This is a genomic window from Pseudonocardia halophobica (assembly GCF_027922425.1).
In the GTDB taxonomy this organism is placed as follows: Bacteria; Actinomycetota; Actinomycetes; order Mycobacteriales; family Pseudonocardiaceae; genus Pseudonocardia; species Pseudonocardia halophobica.
The window spans coordinates 21,531-39,039 of sequence record NZ_BSFQ01000025.1 but is presented as its reverse complement, the minus strand read 5'-3'; the positions used below and the strand labels follow the sequence as shown (position 1 = coordinate 39,039).

Sequence of the window (17,509 nt, the reverse complement as noted above, 5' to 3'; positions counted from 1 at the left end):
AAAGCTTATGCAGTCAAGACCCTGAACCTACAGAAGTAAGGCCCGGTCGCCCTCCTCGTGGGAGTCGGGCGACCGGGCCTCGGGGAGCCCCGGCTCAGGACCGATGTTCGCTCCGCAAGCTCCGCTCAGCCGTGCAGCGGGTACGTGTTGCTGATGTCGACCGTGTTCGGGATGTCGAAGTACGAGATCCGGTTGGTCGCGAAGCTGGCGAAGATCATCTTGCCGGGGACCGTGTTGTTCAGGTCGCACGGCATCGACACCGGGGACGGGGTGTCGATCTCGGCCAGGGTGTTCTTCTCGACGTCGAGCTGGCCGATCCGGCTGCCGCCGGTGAAGGTTCCCTCGACGAAGTAGATCTTGCCGTCGCTGCCGAAGCGCAGCTGCCCGGGCTGCGGGAGCGGGTTGCCGAGGGACAGGCTGCCGCCGAGCAGATCCTGCCGCATGGCGAGGAGGTCGTACTCCTTGATCTCGCCCGTCGCCGGGTCGAGGCGGCCGATCTTCGACGCCAGCGTCTCACCGAAGTACAGGTACTTGTCGTCCGGCGACACGGTCAGCCCGGCGGGGAAGGTCACGCCCGGGGTCGGGATCGAGTACTCCTTCCACTCATGGGTGTCCACGTCGAACGTGGCGACCTTGTTGGCGAAGCCCTCGGTGATGGCGACGGTCCCGCCCGGGCCCTCCTCCATCGCGACCGGACCGGCCGCCGGCGTCGGGATCGGGAACAGCTCCCACTCCTCGGACTCCGGCTCGAAGCTGCCGATCGCGTTGAGCCCGATCGCGGTGAAGTAGATCTTCCCGTCCTTCGCCCAGGTCGTGTCGAAGGAGACGCCCGGGCCGTTGTTGATCTCCACCGGCAGCGGCTGGGTCGGGACACCGACGTTCGCCCACGGGAAGGCGTGGGTGGTGATCTCGTCGGTCTCCGGGTCGAACTCGCCCAGGGCGTTGCCGCCGACCTCGCCGAACCAGATGTGGCCGTCCGGCCCGCGGTTCTGGCCGCCGGGCAGGCCGCCGGGGTTGGGCAGCGGGACGTCGCGCACCTCGCCGGTGTGCGGGTCGACGACGCCCATCGCGTTACCGACGAACTCGTCCGAGACGAGGTCGCCGTTGTTCGCGATCGCCACCTCGCAGGAGAAGCCCGCGGGGGTCGGGAAGGCCGGGAACTCGTGGATCGGCCCGGTGCCGGGCAGCGTCGCCGTGCCCGACTTCATCCCGGGGGCGTCCGTCGCCCACGGTTCGGCGGCCGCGGCGGCCGCACCCTCGGATCCGGGTCGCGCGGCACCCGGTTCCGCGGCGGCGGGCCCGGCCACCAGCACCGCGCCCACCACGAGTGCGGCGCTCGTCGTCGCCGCGACCACCACCCTGCGCCTCGTCCTTGAAGCCCGCATCAGCTCTTCGCTCTCCTCGGTCAACGTCCGGTCGTCGAACTGGCCGACCGGCCCTCGGCCGTCGGCGGCGAGAGCCAATGATCACCAGTAATCTTTACAACGATGACGAAGATCGCAGGATGCGCGGTTCACCCGAATCGGGGAGGAGGCCGGGCTCGTCAGACGTCGACCGGGCGGGCGCGCCTGCGCACAGCCAGCAGTCCGAGCCCGCCGATGGCAGACAACGCGACCAGGAGCAGGCTCAGCGGCCAGGTGCCGGCGCCGAGGTGCGCGAGCTGAACCGCGAGCAACGGCGTCGCGGCCGCGCCGATCATGTTCCCGGTCTCGCGGGCGAGACCCATGCCGCTGTAGCGGACGCCCGGGTCGAACAGCTCGGTGACCAGCGTCCCGGCCACCGCGACGATCGCCGTGGCCGCGACGCCGTTGGCCAGGATCATCGCGATGAACAGCCCCGGCGGCCAGTCGCCCCGCACCAGGGCGAAGAACGGGAAGGCCAGGACGGCCGAGAAGGCCAGTCCGAACGCGATCACCGGCCGCAGCCCGATGCGGTCCGACAGTGCACCGAAGACCGGGGTGAGCACCGTGCCGGCCAGCTGCGCCGAGAGCAGGGCCGCGAAGGTGACCGTGCGGGACAGCCCGACCTGCTCGCCGCCCGCATAGGACACGACGAACACGATGTAGAAGTAGCCGAACCCGGTCTGCGCGGTGACGATCGCGATGATCGCGAGCACCTGGCGACGCCGGGTGCGCAGGATCTCGCGGAGCGGGGACCGCACCGTGGCCCCCGCCTCCTCGGCGCGGCGGTACTCGGGGGTCTCGGGCAGGTGCCTGCGCAGCCAGATGCCGTAGCCCACCAGCACGATGCTCAGGAGGAACGGGATCCGCCAGCCCCAGTCGAGGAACTGCTCGGAGGTCGTCAGGGACGACACCGCGAGCAGCATCAGGGTGCCCAGCACGCCGCCGAGCGCCGCCCCCGTACCCGGCAGCGAGCCGAGCAGGCCGCGCCGTCCCGGCTTGGCGAACTCCACCGCGACGAGGGTCGCGCCGCCGAACTCGGCGCTCGCGCCGATTCCCTGCAGCACCCGCAGGGCCACGAGCAGCACCGGAGCCGCCGCACCGAGAGTCGCGTAGCCGGGTACGAGGCCGATGCCCATCGTGGCCACACCCATCACCAGCATCGTCCCGACCAGGACCCGTCGTCGCCCGATGCGGTCGCCGACGCTGCCGAGCACCGCGCCGGCGATCGGCCGGACCAGGAAGGCCACCGCGAAGGTCGCCACGGACTGCAGGGTGGCGAGGAAGGGCGACGAGCCCGCGAAGAAGACGGTGCCGAACACCGTCGCGGCCGCGGAGCCGTAGAGGCTGAAGTCGTAGTACTCGAGGACGGTGCCGACGAACGCGGCCTTCCCGGCCCGCCCGCTCCGCGACCCTTCCGGACCGGCACGTTCGCCGGCGATCGAGGGCTGGACGTCCGTCATGGGCTCCTCCTCCGGGTGCGGTCCCTCGACCGCCCCTCCGCGACGACGGCGACGCGGCCCACGAGGGGAGGTGAGCCGCGTCGCACGCGAGAGAGAGTCACACAAACGGGTTATCTTTACAAGTATTACTAGTGCAATTCGCTTGAGAAGACGGAGTAGCCCCCGTCGACCACGATCGCCTCCTGCCGCGGCACCGTGAGGCCGGTGCGGGTCCAGCCCGGGACCAGGGTGTTGACCCGGACGCGGTGACGGGCCAGCTCGACGGCGAGCGTTCGGGCCGGCCCGAGCACACCGGTCTTGCTCGCTGCGTAGGCGGCCTGCTGCGCCGCACCGAAGCGGCTGACCCTGGACGACACGAGGATCATCGAGCCGCCCGTCCCCTGCTCGACGAACCTGCGGGCGCCCTCGCGGCAGGAGAGGAAGACGCCGTCGAGGTTCGTCGCCATGACCCCGCGCCAGTCCTCGGACAGATCACTCACCACACTCTCCCGTGGGTCAATCTACAGAGATAAGGTAAGTCTGCGATACGATGACACACGATCCGTCTACCGTCGCGCCTCGGCGGCGGAGGCTGCCGCGACGACGCGAGGGGTGCGCCATGGTCCGACCGCACGAGCCCGCTCGCGCCCAACTCGGACGAAGGTGAGATCGATGGAACACGGCCACCGCCGGCTCACCCTGCCGGGCGAGGGCGTCCGGCTCGCCGCGGACCGGTGGGCACCGCCCCTGCGCACGCGCCGCGGCACCGTCCTGCTGCTGCACGGCGGCGGGCAGACCCGGCACTCCTGGCGACACACCGGCCGACGGCTGGCCGCGGAGGGCTGGACCGCGATCACGTTCGACCTGCGCGGACACGGCGACAGCGACTGGGCGCCGGACGGCGACTACACGCTCGACGCGCACGTGGCCGATCTGCGCACGGCGGTCGCCGTGCTCGACGAAACCCCGGTGCTCGTCGGCGCCTCCCTCGGCGGCATGACCTCCCTGCTCGCGCTGGCAGCCGACCCGACACTGGCCCGCGGCCTGGTGCTCGTCGACGTCACGCCCACCACCGAGCGCGCGGGGACCGCGGAGATCACCGACTTCATGCGCTCCGGCACGGCGGGATTCGCCACGCTCGACGAGGCGGCTGCGGCCGTCGCCGCCTACAACCCGCACCGGACCCGGCTGCCGCGGCCCGAGGGCCTGAAGAAGAACCTCCGCCGCCGCGACGGTCGCTGGTACTGGCACTGGGACCCGCGCCTGCTCGACAGCCGGCAGACCGACCCGCGCACGCTCGACGAGAACGCCCGGCGCGCCCGCGAGGCCGCGCGTGGGCTGGCCGTGCCCACGCTGCTGGTGCGGGGCCGGCAGTCGCGTGTGGTCAGCACCGCGGGCGCCCAGGAGCTGCTGAGCCTGGTCCCGTCGGCCCGCCTCGTCGACGTCGACGGCGCCGGGCACATGGTCGCGGGCGACGACAACGACGTGTTCGGCGAGCACCTGCTGGACTTCCTCGACGGTCCGGTCCGGCTCGCCGGATGAGGACTCACCCGCCTGCGACCGCTTTCGGCACCATCGCCTGGCGCTGCGGCGGTCGGCTCGGGTCCGGCCATCTCGCGGTCCGCGAGCGGTGCCCCTCGGCCGAGCACCCGGCCTGGTTCACGGCGCACGACCACCGTTGACCGCTCGCCATCCTCAACCTACAGTCGTTAGATATGTGCGAGGAGGCCCGATGACGACCGACGCCGCCACCCGAGCCACCGTCCGGAACCTGGCCATGCGGACCGTCCCCCGGGGTTGCCCGCTGTGCGAGGCGATGTGCGGCCTGACGGTCACCCTCGACGCCGAGGACCGGGTGGTCTCGGTCCGCGGCGACGCCGACGACGTCTACAGCAGGGGCTACCTCTGCCCCAAGGGCGCCTCGCTCGGGGCCGTGGACGACGATCCCGACCGGCTGACCCGCCCGCTCGTGCGGCGCGCCGGCGAGCTGCGCGAGGCGAGCTGGGAGGAGGCGTTCGCCGAGGTCGACCGGCTGCTCACGCCCCTGCTCGCGGAGGACCGCAACTCGGTCGCCGCGTACACCGGCAACCCGACGGGCCACAACGTCGCGTTCACCCTGCTCGCGGGCCGGCTCGCCCGGTCGTTGGGCAGCATCCAGGCCTACTCGCCGGCGACGATGGACCAGCTGCCGCAGAACGTCACGGCGGCCCTGCTGTTCGGGGAGCCGAGCAGCATCCCGGTGCCGGACCTCGAGACCACGGATCTGCTGGTGATCGTCGGCGGCAATCCGCTGGTCTCGAACGGCAGCATCGGCGCCGCGCCGGACTATCGCGGGAAGCTGAAGGCGCTGCGGGCCCGCGGCGGCCGGGTGGTCGTCGTCGACCCGGCCCGAAGCGCCACCGCCGCGGCGGCGGACGAGCACCTGCAGATCCGGCCCGGCACGGACCTGTTCCTGTTCCTCGGGATCCTGCACGTCCTGTTCGCCGAGGACCTGGTGCGACCCCGCGCGGCCGCAGGCCGGCTCAGCGGGCTCCGCGAGCTGCGCGAGGTCGTCGCGGCACACCCGCCCGCGGCCGTCGCCGAGGTCTGCGGAATCCCACCGGAGACGATCGCGCGGCTGGCACGGGAGCTCGCCACGGCGGACAGGGCCGCCGTCTACGGCCGGCTCGGGACGACCCTCAACCGGTACGGCACTCTCACCTGCTGGGCGCTCCAGGCCGTCAACGTCCTGTGTGGGCACCTCGACCGACCGGGCGGGCTGCTGTTCACCCGGCCCGTCACCGGCGGGCCGACCACGCGGAAGGCCCCCAAGCCCGCGCACCCGTTCACCGTCGGCCGGTACCGGACGCGGGTGAGCGGGCATTCCGAGGTGCTCGGCGAACTTCCGGTCGCGGCGCTGGCCGAGGAGATCCTCACCCCCGGTCCCGGCCGGGTCCGCGGACTGGTGGTGTACGCCGGCAACCTCGCACGCTCGCTGCCGGACTCCGCACGCATGCAGCGCGCCCTCACGGAGGTCGAGGCGCTGATCTGTGTCGATCCCTACCTGAACGAGACGACGCGGTACGCGGACGTGATCCTCCCGCCGCCGGGCACGCTCACCCGGGACCATTTCGATCTCGTGCTCTACCAGTACGCGCAGCGCAACTACGCGCGCTTCTCCACACCCGCTCGCGAGGTCCCCGACGGAATGCTCTCGGAGTGGGAGATCCTCCTGCGGCTCTGCGCGATCTACGAGGGCCGCGGCCCCCACGCCGACCCCGACGAGATCGACGACGAGATCGCGACGAGCCTGCGCCGCTCCATCGCCCGCAGCCTGGGCGCAGAGGAGTCCGAGATCGTTGCCGGCGTGCCCGGTCGCGGCCCGCGACGGCTGCTGGACCTGCGCATCCGCTCCGGCCCCTACGGCGACCGGTTCGGGCGTGATCCGGGCGGGCTGTCGCTCTCCCGACTGCTGGAGTTCCCGCACGGCATCGACCTCGGACCGCTGGAGCCGCGGCTCGACGAGGTGATCCGCACGCCGTCCGGCACGATCGAGCTGGCCCCGCCGATGATCCTCGAGGCCCTCGCCCGGGTCGAGGTCCCGCAGCCCGAGCCCGGCACGCTGCTGCTCATCGGCCGCCGTGACCTGCGGTCGAAGAACTCCTGGCTGCACAACGTCTCGCCGCTCGCGAAGGGCAAGGACCGGTCGGCGCTGCACGTCTCCCCCGCCGACGCCGAGGCGTACGACCTGGCCGACGGCGGGTTCGCGCGGGTGACCTCGGCCGCCGGCGAGATCCGGGTGCCGGTCCGGGTCACGGACGAGGTGGCGCCCGGCGTCGTCTCGCTGGGCCACGGCTGGGGCCACGACGACCCGCACGCACGGCTGCGGGTCGCTGCGCGGAAGCCCGGCGTCAACAGCAACACCCTCACCGACGGCACCGTGCTCGACCCGCTGTCGGGGACGGTGCAGATGAACGCGATCCCGGTCCGCCTGGCCCGCACCTGAGCCCGAGCGGGGACCGGCGGTTCACCTCCCTCGCGAGACCGTGCCCAGCGCGCTCTCGAGATGGCGCAGGTGCTCCGCCACCGACCCCAGGCCGGCGTCCATCGTGCTGAACGACAGGTGCGACGCGCCGTGGTCGACCCAGAAGCCGATCTCCGCCGCCAGCTCGTCCGCGGGTCGACCCGGCACCCGGATCCGCGGCTCGACGCCGATCCCGGCCGGGTCGCGCCCCGCCTCGCGTGCCGCCCGGCGCACCGCCTCCAGACGCGCGGCCGCCTCCGCGCCCGGCTTCTCCAGCGGGAACCAGCCGTCGGCGATCCGCCCCACCCGGGCGAGCGCCGCGGGTGCCTTCCCCGCCAGCCACACCGCGATCTCCCGGCGCGGCCGCGGCGCGAGGCCGACACCGTCGAGCTCCTCGACGCTCGTCCGCGCCGTGACCGACGGCGCCGACCACAGCGACCGCAGCAGCGCGACCTGTTCCTGGATCCGCGCCCCACGTCGGGCGAAGGGCACGCCGAGCGCGCGGTATTCGGACTCGTTCCAGCCCAGACCGACCCCGAGCCGCAGGCCGCCCTCGGCGAGCCAGGCCGCCTGCGCCGCCTGTTTGGCCACGAGCGCGGTCTGCCGCTGTGGCAGCACCAGCACGCCGGTCACCAGCTCGAGCCGGCACACGGCGGCCAGGTACCCGAAGAGCACGAAGGGTTCGTGGAACTCCGAGTCGTTCCGGTAGAGGTGCGTCCATTCCGGACGAACCGCCGGATCGACGCCGAGCACGTGGTCGTAGACGAGGAGGTGGTCCATCCCCAGCCCCTCGACCCCGCGGGCGAACTCCGCGATGTCGGCCGCGTCCCGCAGCACGTCGTACTGCGGGAACACCGCCCCGATCCGCATCTCAGCGCACCAGCTCGATCCCGGCCAGGTCACCGGCGTCCCGCCAGTCCCGCAGGAGCCGGTCGAACTCGTAGAACCCGCGCCCGTACCGCTCGCCGGTGGCGGGCCGGATGCCGCCGTGACCGCCGCCCTCGTTGTTGTAGTAGCCCGGCGTGCACTGTTCGAGGAACGTCTTCGGCGGGGCGAGTTCCTTGATCAGCGCGACCCACGCGTCCTGCGCCTCGCGGGTCGGCTCGATGGTCGCGGCGCCGCGGGCCGTCGCCGCGGCGATCAGGTAGGCGATGTGCTCGCCCTGCTGCACATAGTTCGCCGTGACGCTGGCGTTGCCCCCGCCCTGGGTGTTCCCCGTGAAGAACAGGCCGGGGAAGCCGTGGCTCGTGAGGCCGTGCAGAGTGCGGAAGCCGTCCCGCCAATGGTCGAAAAGGGACAGCCCGCCCCGACCCTCGATCGCGTCGATGCCGGAGGCCACGCTCAGGTCCTGGGCGGTGATCTCGAAGCCGCTGGCGAAGATCACACAGTCGACCTCGTGCTCCTGCCCGCCCGCCACCAGGCCCCTCGCGGTCATCCGCTCGATGCCCTTGGTGGCCGACACGTCGACCAGCGTGACGTTGGGCCGGTTGAAGGTCTCCAGGTAGTCATTACTGGAGCAGGGCCGCTTGCACAGGTAACGGTAGTAGGGCTTGAGCGCCTCGGCCGTCTCCGGGTCGTGCACGATGTCGTCGACGCGTCGCCGGACGCGCTCCATCACGCCGTAGTCCTCCTGCTCGCGGATCGCGGCGAGCTCGGTGGGTTCCAGGGTGCAACCCGCGATGCGCGCGGAGACGTTCCGCCCCACCTCGGTGAAGAAGTCGCAGGCGACGTCCTCCGCGGGCGAGAGCGTCGGGAACGGCTCGGAGGCGAAGGCGTGGAAGGCGGCCTGCCGGCGTTTCTGCCAGCCCGGCGTCAACGACGCCGCCCACTCGGGATCGGTGGGCGGGTTGCGGCGTTCGTCCACGGCGGACGGTGTGCGCTGGAAGACGGTGAGGTGCTTCGCGTACCGGGCGAGGTACGGCACGATCTGGATCGCCGTGGCGCCGGTCCCGATCACCGCGACGCGCTTGTCGTGCAGCTTGTCCAACACCGTGTCTCCGGGGCTGCCCCCGGTGTAGCCGTAGTCCCACCGCGCCGAGTGGAAGGTGTGGCCGGCGAAGTCGTGGAGGCCGGGGATCCCGGGCAGCTTCGGCTTGCTCCACGGCCCGGTCGCCATCACGACGTAGCGTGCGCGCAGCTCGTCGTCGTGGTTGGTGGTGACGGTCCAGCGCCTGGTCGTCTCGTTCCAGCGCATCGCGCGGATCATGGTGCCGAACAGGGCGCCGTCGTAGAGGCCGTAGTGCTTGCCGATGGCGCGGCAGTGCTCGTAGATCTCCGCGCCGTCCGGGAACCGCTTGGACGGCATGGCGTCCAGTTCCTCGAGCAGCGGGATGTAGCAGTAGGACTCGTTGTCGCACTGGATCCCCGGGTACCGGTTCCAGTACCAGACGCCGCCGAAGTCCCCGCCCATGTCGACGATCCGGACGTCCTCGACGCCCGCCTCCTTCAGGTGCGCGCCGGTGAGCAACCCCGCGAACCCGCCGCCGACCACCAGGACCTCGACGTCCTCGTGCAGCGGCTCGCGCACGACGGGCGGGCTGTGCGGGTCGGCCTCGAAGAAGTCGTCGCGCTCGCCCTGTCCGGTGTGGATGTACTGCGCCGACCCGTCGGTCCGCAGGCGCTTGTCCCGTTCCGCGGCGTACTTCTCCCGCAGCGCAGGGATGTCGAGGTCGGTGGGCGTGGACGAGGGTCCGCAGGTCGTCACGATGCGTCTCCTGTACTGATTCCGAGGCCGCGCCGCAGCACGGCGAGGCGGCTGCGCTTGAAGTCCTCGCTCACCCGCGCCGTTCCCACGTCGAAGCCGTGGAAGGTCCGCGGGTAGACCTCGACCCGGGTCGGGACGCCCGCCGCGATCAGGCGCGTGGCGTAGTCGAGGTCCTGGTAGACGAGCAGGTCCAGTCCGGCGGCACCGATATAGGTGGGCGGCAGCCCGGACAGGTCTGTCGCGCGCGCCGGGGCGGCGTAGGGCGACACGTCCGGCCCGCCCACCGCATCGGCGCCGAGCAGGCAGGACCAGCCGAAGTCGTTGCTCTCCCGGAACCAGGCGATCTCCCCGGTGACGCCGTCCGGCGCGACAGAGCGGTCGTCGAGCATCGGGTAGATCAACGACTGCAGGACGAGCGGCGGGAACTCCGCCTTGTCGCGGGCCATGAGCGCCAGCGCCGCGGCGAGCGCGCCGCCCGCGCTCACCCCCTCCGCGGCGATCCGCGTCGGGTCGACGCCGAGCTCCGCGGCCTCGGAGTGCAGCCAGCGCAGCGCCGCATAGCAGTCCTCGATCTGGCTGGGGTAGCGCGCCTCGGGCGCGAGCCGGTAGTCGACGGAGACGACCATGATGCCCAGCTCCGCCACGATCCGCCGGTTGAACGGCGCCCCGTTGTCGGCCGTATCCCCCACGAACCCGCCGCCGTGGATGAAGAGGAGCGCGGGCACGACACCTGTCCGCACGGCAGGCTCGAAGACCACGACCCCGACGTCCGTGCCGGGCACCCGTCGCTCGGACCGTGTGACCCCGTCCGCGGGCGGCGGGCCCGCGCCGGACCAGACGGCGCGCATTCCCGCCCGGTCGGCCTCGAGGGTGTCCGCGCCGAACGGCCGCGTGGGCATCCGCTCCAGGAGTGGCTCGAGCTCCGGGTCGATCGCGGTCACCGTGGCTCCGGCATCCGGCTCCGGGCGCTGACCAGGGAGATCCCGCCGTCGCTGACCAGGTGGGCGCCCGTCACGTTGGCGGCCAGGTCGGAGAGGAGGAAGCCGATGGAGTCCGCCATCTCCTCCGGCTGCGCCCACCGGCCGCGCGGGGTGTTGAGCGCGCCGAGCTCCGCGACGAGGTCCGCGCGGTCGCCGCCACGGTCCGCGACGGCCTGCCGGAACGTCTCCTGCGCGTCCCAGATCCCACTGTCCACACTGCCCGGCACGACGACGTTGACCCGGATCCCGTCGGCGGCGTTCTCCAGCGCCGCGACCTTCGCCAGATGACCCAGCGCCGCCTTCGCCGCGCCGTAGTCCGCGGTCCCCTCCATCGGCCTGATCCCGGCGACGGACGAGGTCAGGACGATGCTGCCGCCCCGGCCCCGCATCAGCCGCAACGCACACCGCAGTCCGTGGAACGCGCCGTCCAGATTCGTGCCCAGGACCCGACGCCACTGCTCCGCGGATGTGTCCGCGACGGGAGAACCGGCCGGCGGCACCCCGGCGTTGAGCACGGCGTGGTCGAGCCGCGACGTCTCGGCCTCGATCCGCTCCCAGAGACCCGGGTCCCCGACGTCCCGACGACCCGTCGGACCTCGCACGAGAGGTCGACGGCCGCCAGTCCCGTGGCATCGACGTCGACGAGGATCAACCCGGCGACCCCGGCCTCGTCGAGCCACCGCGCCGTCGCCCGGCCGATGCCCGACGCCGCGCCGGTCACCAGCGCCCGGCGGCCGCCGAAGTCGAGCTTCTTCGCGATGCTCCTCGACTCTGGGCTCACCGGGACGGGGTGAAGCGCAGGGGCAGCGACTCGAGCCCTCGCACCTGGCTGTGGTGGAACACCGGATCCCCGTCCAGCTCGTAGTCGGGCATCCGGCGGTGGATCTCCTCCAGCGCCGTGCGGATCTCGATGCGGGCCAGGTGGGAGCCGACGCAGCGGTGGATCCCGGCCCCGAAGGCCAGGTGGCGGTTGGTCGGGCGGTCGAGCCGGAGGGTGCCCGGGTCCTCGAACTCGGCGGGGTCCCGACCCGCGGCCGACGACATCAGCAGCACCCGGTCGCCCGGCTCGAGGGTCACCCCGCGCACGACCGTCCGCTTCTTCACGAGCCTGCCGAGCGCGACCGGCGAGTCGATGCGCAGCAGTTCCTCCGCCGCGGCACCGGCGAGGCCGGGATCGGCGATCAGGGCGTCCCGCTGGGCGCGGTCGCGCAGGAAGTGCAGCATCCCGAAGGACAGCACCCCGCGGACGGTGTGCAGGCCACCGACCATCAGCAGCCACAACATCTTCTGGAGCTCGGTGTCGGTGAGCGGGCGTTCGTCGTCGTACCGGGCGGTGAACAGCACGGACATGACGTCGTCCGGCCGCGGGTCGTTCCGCCGGGCGATCATGTCGCCGAAGTAGGCGAACACCGCGTCGTTGGCCTCGGAGCGGACCCGGGCGTCCTCCTCCGGGGACGCCCCCGGTTTCCCGACGAGCATGTCGGTGGTCCAGCGGTCGAACTGCGGGGCGTGCTCGGCGGGCCAGCCCATCAGCGCGACGAACGTGCCGGCCGTGATCGGCTGCGCGAACTCGGTCACGAACTCGCAGGTCCCTCGCGCGGCGAAGGCGTCGATCAGCTCGACGGCCACCGCGCGGATCCGGTCCTCGAGGGCCTTCATCCGGCGCGGGCTGAACAGCGGGTTGAGCACGTCCCGGTAGTGCTTGTGCGCGGGCGGGTCGATCTCGTTGGGGATCGAGGGCTCGGTGGTGATGCGCGGGACCTGCGCGTTCTCGACGGAGAAGACCTCCCAGTCCCGGCAGGCCTCGTGGCAGTCGTCGTAGCGGGTGAGGATCCAGTGCCCGCCGTGCCGCGGCGACCAGGCGACCGGCGTCTTCTCCTGGTACGCGGCCAGTGTTTCGTGCGGGACGGCGAGGGCGGGATCGGCGATGTCGAAGTCCACCACCAGCTCGGCGGGGACGTCCTCGGTTCGGGTGGGCATGGCGGTACTCCGATCGTCGTCGGGACGGAGTGCGGGTCAGCGGGTGAGCGGCCGCCAGCTCAGCTCGTCGTACAGCAGGCGGCCCGACCGGGTGCGGCGTTCCTCGGTCCGCAGCACCAGCAGCCCGTCCTCCCAGCGCGCGACCCGGACCAGGTCCGTCCCCGGGTGCTCCGGGTAGAGGGAGATGTCGAGGTGGTGGGTCACCGTGTCCCCCGCCAGCTCGAACCAGCCGCCGTAGCCGACGAAACCGAGGGCGGCGGCGCCGCGGGTGGCGTCGTCGACCTGCAGGAAGTCGCCGTCGGTGGGCCAGGCGCGCTCGCGCTGCATGAGCAGTGCCGTCACCCGCCCGTCGGGCTGGTAGCTGATCCGCCCCACGGGGTCGGGTCCGAGGACGTCGCCGATGACCTCACCGTCGACGAGCCGGACGAAGCGGACCAGGTCCCAGGTGCCGTACAGCTGCTCGGCGGAGAGTGCCGTGCGTTCGCTCGTGCTCATGCGGTGGCCGGGGTCTCGGAGGTACCCGGCTCGGCGACGGGCCGTGGCTCGGCGCGGCGGTCGGCGAGCCCGCTGCGGGGCACCGCCGCCACGAGGACGGACGCCGCGACGCCCACGGCCGCGAAGGCCCAGAAGGCGCCGGTCGCACCCGCGGAGGTCGCCATGATGAGACCCACCATGATCGGCCCGACGACGCCGCCGAGCCGGCCGAGGCCGGTGCAGAGACCGAGGACGGTCCCGCGCGAGGCCGCCGGGTAGTAGATCCCCGCGAACCCGTAGACGGCGGTCTGGGACGACGCGCAGAACCCGATCAGGAGCACCAGCGCGAAGACCACACCCTGCGCCGGGCCGAGCGTCAGCGTGGCGACGGCCAGCGCGCCCAGGACGAAGCCGGTCGAGATCACCTTGCGGGACCCGAAGCGGTCCGCCAGCCCGGTGAGGACGACCATGCCGATCGCGCTGCCGATGTTGAACGCCAGGAGGAAGGTGAGCGCGGAGCCGAGGTCGTAGCCGGTGGACCGGAGGATCTGCGGGATCCAGGTGTTCATGCCGTAGGACACGAGCAGCCCGAAGAAGCTGATCAGCGGGAAGAGCACGGTGGCGAGGCGGAAGCCCGGGACGAACAGGGTCCGCAGCGCGGACCGCCGACGGCCCTCCGCGGCGGGCGGAGCCGCCTGCAGCGCGACGGCCGACTCGGCGCTGCGTCCCAGGTCGTACCGCTCGGCCAGCGCCTGCGCCTCCTCGTGCCGGCCGCGGGCCACGAGGAAGGCCAGCGACTCCGGCAGGTTCCGATAAGCCACCACGAAGAGCGCGATCCCGATGATGCCGGCGGCGGCGAAGAGCGAGTGCCAGCCGAACGCGGGGATCACGAAGATCGCGATGACGGAGATGATGGCGCCACCGATCGGGAAGCCGGTCTGGATCACGCCGTTGTAGAACTGCCGGCGTTCGATCCGCACGTACTCCATCGTCAGTGCGATCACCGTGGGCAGTGCCCCGCCGAAGCCGAGGCCGGCCAGCAGGCGGAAGGCGCCGAACATCTGCAGGTTGGTCGCCACCGCGCACAGCGCGGTGAAGATGCTGAAGCTCGCGACGCAGGCGAGCACGATGGGCCGGCGGCCGACGATGTCGGTGAGGTACCCGGCGAGCATCGCGCCGAGCATCATCCCGAACAGCGAGAGGCTGCCGATGAACCCGGCCTCGACCGCCGTGATGCCCCATTCCTTGTTCTGGATCAGCACGGGCATGACGGCGCCGAACATCAGCAGGTCGATGCCGTCGAGGACGGTGACCGCGAGGCAGGTCAGGACGACCGCCCTGGACCCCGCGGTACGCGCGGCGGGTCGGGACATGGTGGCTCCTCGTACTCTCTGTCGACGATGACGTCCGAGCGTCAGGTGGTGGGTGTGCGGGTGCCCCCGACGATCGTCGAGAGCACCCGCACCGGCTCCGACGACCTGTTCTGCCAGGCGTGCCTGCTGCCGTTCACCACGACGAGATCGCCGGCACGCAGCGCGACCTCGCCCTCGTCCAGCTCCTCAGAGGGCCGCCGCGCTCGCGAACAGCGCCGTGGAGACGACCGGGTCGCCCGGGCCACCGGTCATCAGGGACAGGTTCGCATCGGGCACCTGGTTGGTGGAGGTGCCCCGGATCTGCCGGACGGCCTCGCCGACCAGGCTCATGCCGTGGATGAAGCCCTCGGCGAGGTTGCCGCCGGACGTGTTGATCGGCAGGCCGCCGTTCGGGGCGATCAAGTTGTCGAAGGTGACGAACTCCCCCGCGCCCTCCGGCGTGCAGAAGCCGTGCTCGATCAGGGCGGACACGCCCATCCCGGTCATGTTCTCGTAGATCTGCGCGACGTCCACGTCGCCCGGCCCGTAGCCGGTGTCCGCCCACAGCCGGTCGGCCACGCCCTGGAAGCCCGCCGACCAGTACGGGTTGCCGCTCTCCTCCCGCATCCCCCAGCCCGATGCCGCTCCCATCGGGGCGCCGAGCAGGTAGGCGGGCTTCTGCTTCAGGTCCTTCGCGCGCTCCGCCGACACGAGGATGACGGCGGACCCGGCGTCGTTCTCCCGGGAGCAGTCGAAGAGGTGGTAGGGCTCGGAGACCCAGCGGGACTCCTCGTAGGTCTCCGCGTCGAGCTCGGTGTCGCGGCCGATCGCCCGCGGGTTGCGCCTCGCGTGGTGGTACGAGGCCAGCGCCATGTCCCGCAGCGTGCGCGCGGGCACGCCCTCCGCCTCGATCAGCCGCATCGACCGCAACGCGCACAGCTGTGCGGGCGAGTCCAGGCCGTTGACCAGGTGCTGGGGTGACGTGTCGTCCTGCGCGACGTCCACCCGCAGCCGGCGGCCGCGGTACTCCGACATCGCCCGGTACACCACGACCACGTTCGCCTGGCCGGTGACGATGGCCGTGGCCGCGAGGCCGAGCGCGCCCGGGATCCCGCCGCCGTGGGTCCACACCAGCGCCCCGAAGCGCAGCTCCTTCGTCCCGAGCGCCGGCATCATCCGCTGGCCGTCGTTGCGCTCGGAGCCGTAGGAGACGAACCCGTCGATCTCCGACGGGTCGACCCCGGCGTCCTCGGCGGCGGACACGATGGCCCGCAACACCAGCTTGAGCGCGGGCTCCCCGGACGTGCCGCGCTTGTACCAGGGCGTGTCGCTCACACCGACGACGGCGGTGGTGCCGCGCAGCATCGTGTTCACCATCAGTCCACCACGCTCCATCGCACGGCCGGGTACCCCTTGCTCTTCGCCGAGGGAGGGTCGATGTGGCCGCGCACCTCGACGCCGCATCGGACGCCGGAGTCCGGCCCCGCGAGCGCGCCGACCACCCGCGCCCCGTCGGCGCCCGGCAACTCCGCGACGACTACGACGTAGGGCACGTCCTCGGCACGTTCCTTCGTACGGTCGAAGGCGTAGTGCGCGCGTGTCCAGGAGTAGATCCGCCCGCTCATCTCCACGGGCTCCCAGAGCTGCTCCCACGAACCGCAGTGCCCGCACCGGAAGTGCGCGGGCCACATCCACTGCTTGCAGTCCGCGCAGCGGGGCAGCCGGAACTCGCCCTCCTCCAGGGACTCCCAGAAGCGGTCGTCCGCCCCGATGCCCCCGGTGATCCGGTGGGCGTGGAACTCGTACTCCACGGATCCCTCCTCAGCCCCAGTGCCGGGGGTCGTCGAGCGCAGCCGCCATCCAGCGGTGGAAGTGCTGGTTGGCGATCTCGTTGCGGCCGAAGTACAGCGGCCCGATGTCCTGGTTGGACACGGCCTTCTGCAGCCCCTCGTTGACCACGAGGTCCTCGTCCCGCAGCACCGCCATCAGGATGTTCCAGTTCTTGTCCCAGCGGGCCTTCTGCTCGTCGGTCACGGCGGGCTCGCGGGTGAGGATCCGCATCTGCATCCGGGTGCCCGTGGCGGTGCCCGGCGCGGGCACGAAGTTGAGGACCTCGAGATGGTCCGGCTGGCGGAGCACGCTCATGTTCGGCATGAGAAAGTGCGCCACGGTGATGTGCCGGTCGATCTCGGCTGTCTCCGGGTCCTGGCCGCGGACCTTGTCGATGCTCTTGCGCGCGGAGACCATCCGGCCGTGCCGGCCCATCGGCTGCCAGGTCTGCAGGTTGTTGTAGAAGTACGGCGCGACGGTGCCGGTGTGGGCGTAGGCGATGTGGTAGCCGTCGAGGAAGGCGTCCATCAGCACCTTCCAGTTGATGTCCACGTCGAAGTTGCCCGCCACGTAGCAGGTGTAGCGGTCCATCTCCAGCGCGGAGAGCGACGCCTCGAACTCCGCGCCCAGCCACTCGCCGATGTCGATCTTCCGGTCGCCCGCGGCGGAGTCGACGACCCAGACGAAGCCGTGCCGCTCCTCGACCGGCACCTCCTTCAGCCCCAGGCAGGACTTGTCGACCGTGCCGAACGTCGGCTCGTCGGCGATCGCCCGCAGCGAGCCGTCGCCGGCGTAGGACCAGCCGTGGTAGCGGCAGGAGAAGAACCGTCGCGAACCGGAGTCCTCGTTCACCAGCCGTGCCCCGCGGTGCCGACAGGTGTTGACGAAGCCGCGCACCTGGCCGTCGGCCTGGCGGACCAGCACCACCTCGTTGTTCGGCAGCTGGGCCACGAGGAAGTCGTTGCGGTTCGGCAGCTCGCTGCCGTGGGCGGCAATGATCGGCACGTGGCCGAACAGGTCGGCGCGCTCGCGCACGGCGAGGGCGGGGTCCGAGTAGACCCGCGCGTCGATCTCGAGGACCTCGGGCGCGAGGTCGGTCGTGCCGCGGTCGAGGTGGTCGAAGAGGGCGCGGGCGAACCCGGCCTTCGTCTCCGCGTCGTAGGGCAGGTCGGTGTACACCATCGGAGCCCTCCTCCTGAGGGCCGCCCGCCACTGTGGATCGTGCCGTGGTGGTGGGACGGCTCCGGCTCGTCGTCGTCGACGATTGTTCGGGAACGGGAAATGCGATCGGGAGAATCCGCCTGCGGCCCCGGGAATGGGCTCGCTCCACGTGTCACCCGGTCG

Annotated in this window: 16 protein-coding genes; 3 read left to right on the top strand and 13 right to left on the bottom strand. The window is 71.9% G+C overall.

Annotated elements, in window-relative coordinates; translation table 11 throughout:
• Nucleotides 1-125 precede the first annotated feature (125 nt).
• The 3 genes from PKE99_RS24690 to PKE99_RS24680 form a co-directional block, all read right to left on the bottom strand.
• Complete coding sequence (locus tag PKE99_RS24690) at nucleotides 126-1,358, bottom strand: Vgb family protein (protein ID WP_037049869.1); 1,233 nt, start codon at nucleotides 1,356-1,358, stop codon at nucleotides 126-128.
• 185 nt (nucleotides 1,359-1,543) lie between these two features.
• Nucleotides 1,544-2,863: an MFS transporter gene (locus PKE99_RS24685; RefSeq protein WP_037049866.1), complete on the bottom strand. Its 1,320-nt coding sequence runs from the start codon at nucleotides 2,861-2,863 to the stop codon at nucleotides 1,544-1,546.
• 128 nt (nucleotides 2,864-2,991) lie between these two features.
• Complete coding sequence (locus PKE99_RS24680) at nucleotides 2,992-3,342, bottom strand: SDR family NAD(P)-dependent oxidoreductase (RefSeq protein WP_231498338.1); 351 nt, start codon at nucleotides 3,340-3,342, stop codon at nucleotides 2,992-2,994.
• A 172-nt stretch (nucleotides 3,343-3,514) separates the two neighbouring features.
• Here PKE99_RS24680 and PKE99_RS24675 point away from each other — a divergent pair, with 172 nt between their 5' ends.
• Nucleotides 3,515-4,384: an alpha/beta fold hydrolase gene (locus tag PKE99_RS24675; protein WP_037049863.1), complete on the top strand. Its 870-nt coding sequence runs from the start codon at nucleotides 3,515-3,517 to the stop codon at nucleotides 4,382-4,384.
• 190 nt (nucleotides 4,385-4,574) lie between these two features.
• Nucleotides 4,575-6,827 carry a molybdopterin-dependent oxidoreductase gene (locus tag PKE99_RS24670; RefSeq protein ID WP_231498337.1) on the top strand — a complete coding sequence of 751 codons (2,253 nt, stop codon included), beginning with the start codon at nucleotides 4,575-4,577 and terminating at the stop codon, nucleotides 6,825-6,827.
• A gap of 21 nt (nucleotides 6,828-6,848) precedes the next feature.
• Here PKE99_RS24670 and PKE99_RS24665 read toward each other — a convergent pair whose 3' ends face one another.
• Genes PKE99_RS24665 through PKE99_RS24650 form a run of 4 tightly spaced genes read right to left on the bottom strand, consistent with a single transcriptional unit; the run spans nucleotide 6,849 to nucleotide 11,131 of the window.
• Entirely contained in the window at nucleotides 6,849-7,715 is an 867-nt protein-coding gene (locus tag PKE99_RS24665) for a TIGR03619 family F420-dependent LLM class oxidoreductase (protein WP_037049860.1), read from the bottom strand.
• A 1-nt stretch (nucleotide 7,716) separates the two neighbouring features.
• Nucleotides 7,717-9,549, bottom strand: coding sequence for a flavin-containing monooxygenase (locus PKE99_RS24660; protein WP_081924520.1), 1,833 nt, complete (start codon nucleotides 9,547-9,549; stop codon nucleotides 7,717-7,719).
• On the bottom strand, nucleotides 9,546-10,490 hold the full coding sequence (locus tag PKE99_RS24655; RefSeq protein ID WP_037049854.1) for an alpha/beta hydrolase: 945 nt from the start codon (nucleotides 10,488-10,490) through the stop codon (nucleotides 9,546-9,548). The genes PKE99_RS24660 and PKE99_RS24655 overlap by 4 nt, the downstream gene beginning before the upstream one ends.
• Nucleotides 10,487-11,131 carry an SDR family NAD(P)-dependent oxidoreductase gene (locus tag PKE99_RS24650; protein WP_197040770.1) on the bottom strand — a complete coding sequence of 215 codons (645 nt, stop codon included), beginning with the start codon at nucleotides 11,129-11,131 and terminating at the stop codon, nucleotides 10,487-10,489. The genes PKE99_RS24655 and PKE99_RS24650 overlap by 4 nt, the downstream gene beginning before the upstream one ends.
• Before the next feature lie 24 nt (nucleotides 11,132-11,155).
• On the opposite strand from PKE99_RS24650, the gene PKE99_RS24645 reads away from it, so the two are divergent.
• Complete coding sequence (locus PKE99_RS24645) at nucleotides 11,156-11,323, top strand: hypothetical protein (RefSeq protein ID WP_197040769.1); 168 nt, start codon at nucleotides 11,156-11,158, stop codon at nucleotides 11,321-11,323.
• Here the strand turns inward: PKE99_RS24645 and PKE99_RS24640 are convergent.
• The 6 genes from PKE99_RS24640 to PKE99_RS24615 all read right to left on the bottom strand — a co-directional run bounded on the left by PKE99_RS24640 (nucleotide 11,307) and on the right by PKE99_RS24615 (nucleotide 17,347).
• On the bottom strand, nucleotides 11,307-12,509 hold the full coding sequence (locus PKE99_RS24640) for a cytochrome P450 (RefSeq protein WP_037049852.1): 1,203 nt from the start codon (nucleotides 12,507-12,509) through the stop codon (nucleotides 11,307-11,309). The genes PKE99_RS24645 and PKE99_RS24640 overlap by 17 nt on opposite strands.
• Before the next feature lie 36 nt (nucleotides 12,510-12,545).
• A complete protein-coding gene (locus PKE99_RS24635; protein WP_051737903.1) occupies nucleotides 12,546-13,004 on the bottom strand; it encodes a lipocalin-like domain-containing protein in 459 nt (152 codons plus the stop codon).
• A complete protein-coding gene (locus PKE99_RS24630) occupies nucleotides 13,001-14,356 on the bottom strand; it encodes an MFS transporter (protein ID WP_051737902.1) in 1,356 nt (451 codons plus the stop codon). The genes PKE99_RS24635 and PKE99_RS24630 overlap by 4 nt, the downstream gene beginning before the upstream one ends.
• Nucleotides 14,357-14,542: 186 nt before the next feature.
• Nucleotides 14,543-15,712, bottom strand: coding sequence for a thiolase C-terminal domain-containing protein (locus PKE99_RS24625; RefSeq protein ID WP_037049849.1), 1,170 nt, complete (start codon nucleotides 15,710-15,712; stop codon nucleotides 14,543-14,545).
• A complete protein-coding gene (locus tag PKE99_RS24620) occupies nucleotides 15,712-16,146 on the bottom strand; it encodes a Zn-ribbon domain-containing OB-fold protein (protein ID WP_051737901.1) in 435 nt (144 codons plus the stop codon). Before PKE99_RS24620 ends, PKE99_RS24625 begins: the two co-directional genes overlap by 1 nt.
• Before the next feature lie 10 nt (nucleotides 16,147-16,156).
• Nucleotides 16,157-17,347, bottom strand: a complete 1,191-nt coding sequence (locus tag PKE99_RS24615; protein ID WP_037049846.1) for an aromatic ring-hydroxylating oxygenase subunit alpha — start codon at nucleotides 17,345-17,347, stop codon at nucleotides 16,157-16,159.
• Nucleotides 17,348-17,509: the final 162 nt, after the last annotated feature.

Bases quoted from the DNA above. Each gene is read 5' to 3' on its own strand.
- PKE99_RS24665 (WP_037049860.1), bottom strand. From the start codon at position 7,715: ATGCGGATCGGGGCGGTGTTCCCGCAGTACGACGTGCTGCGGGACGCG.
- PKE99_RS24635 (WP_051737903.1), bottom strand. From the start codon at position 13,004: ATGAGCACGAGCGAACGCACGGCACTCTCCGCCGAGCAGCTGTACGGC.
- PKE99_RS24630 (WP_051737902.1), bottom strand. From the start codon at position 14,356: ATGTCCCGACCCGCCGCGCGTACCGCGGGGTCCAGGGCGGTCGTCCTG.
- PKE99_RS24670 (WP_231498337.1), top strand. From the start codon at position 4,575: ATGACGACCGACGCCGCCACCCGAGCCACCGTCCGGAACCTGGCCATG.
- PKE99_RS24675 (WP_037049863.1), top strand. From the start codon at position 3,515: ATGGAACACGGCCACCGCCGGCTCACCCTGCCGGGCGAGGGCGTCCGG.
- PKE99_RS24625 (WP_037049849.1), bottom strand. From the start codon at position 15,712: ATGGTGAACACGATGCTGCGCGGCACCACCGCCGTCGTCGGTGTGAGC.
- PKE99_RS24615 (WP_037049846.1), bottom strand. From the start codon at position 17,347: ATGGTGTACACCGACCTGCCCTACGACGCGGAGACGAAGGCCGGGTTC.
- PKE99_RS24685 (WP_037049866.1), bottom strand. From the start codon at position 2,863: ATGACGGACGTCCAGCCCTCGATCGCCGGCGAACGTGCCGGTCCGGAA.
- PKE99_RS24640 (WP_037049852.1), bottom strand. From the start codon at position 12,509: ATGCCCACCCGAACCGAGGACGTCCCCGCCGAGCTGGTGGTGGACTTC.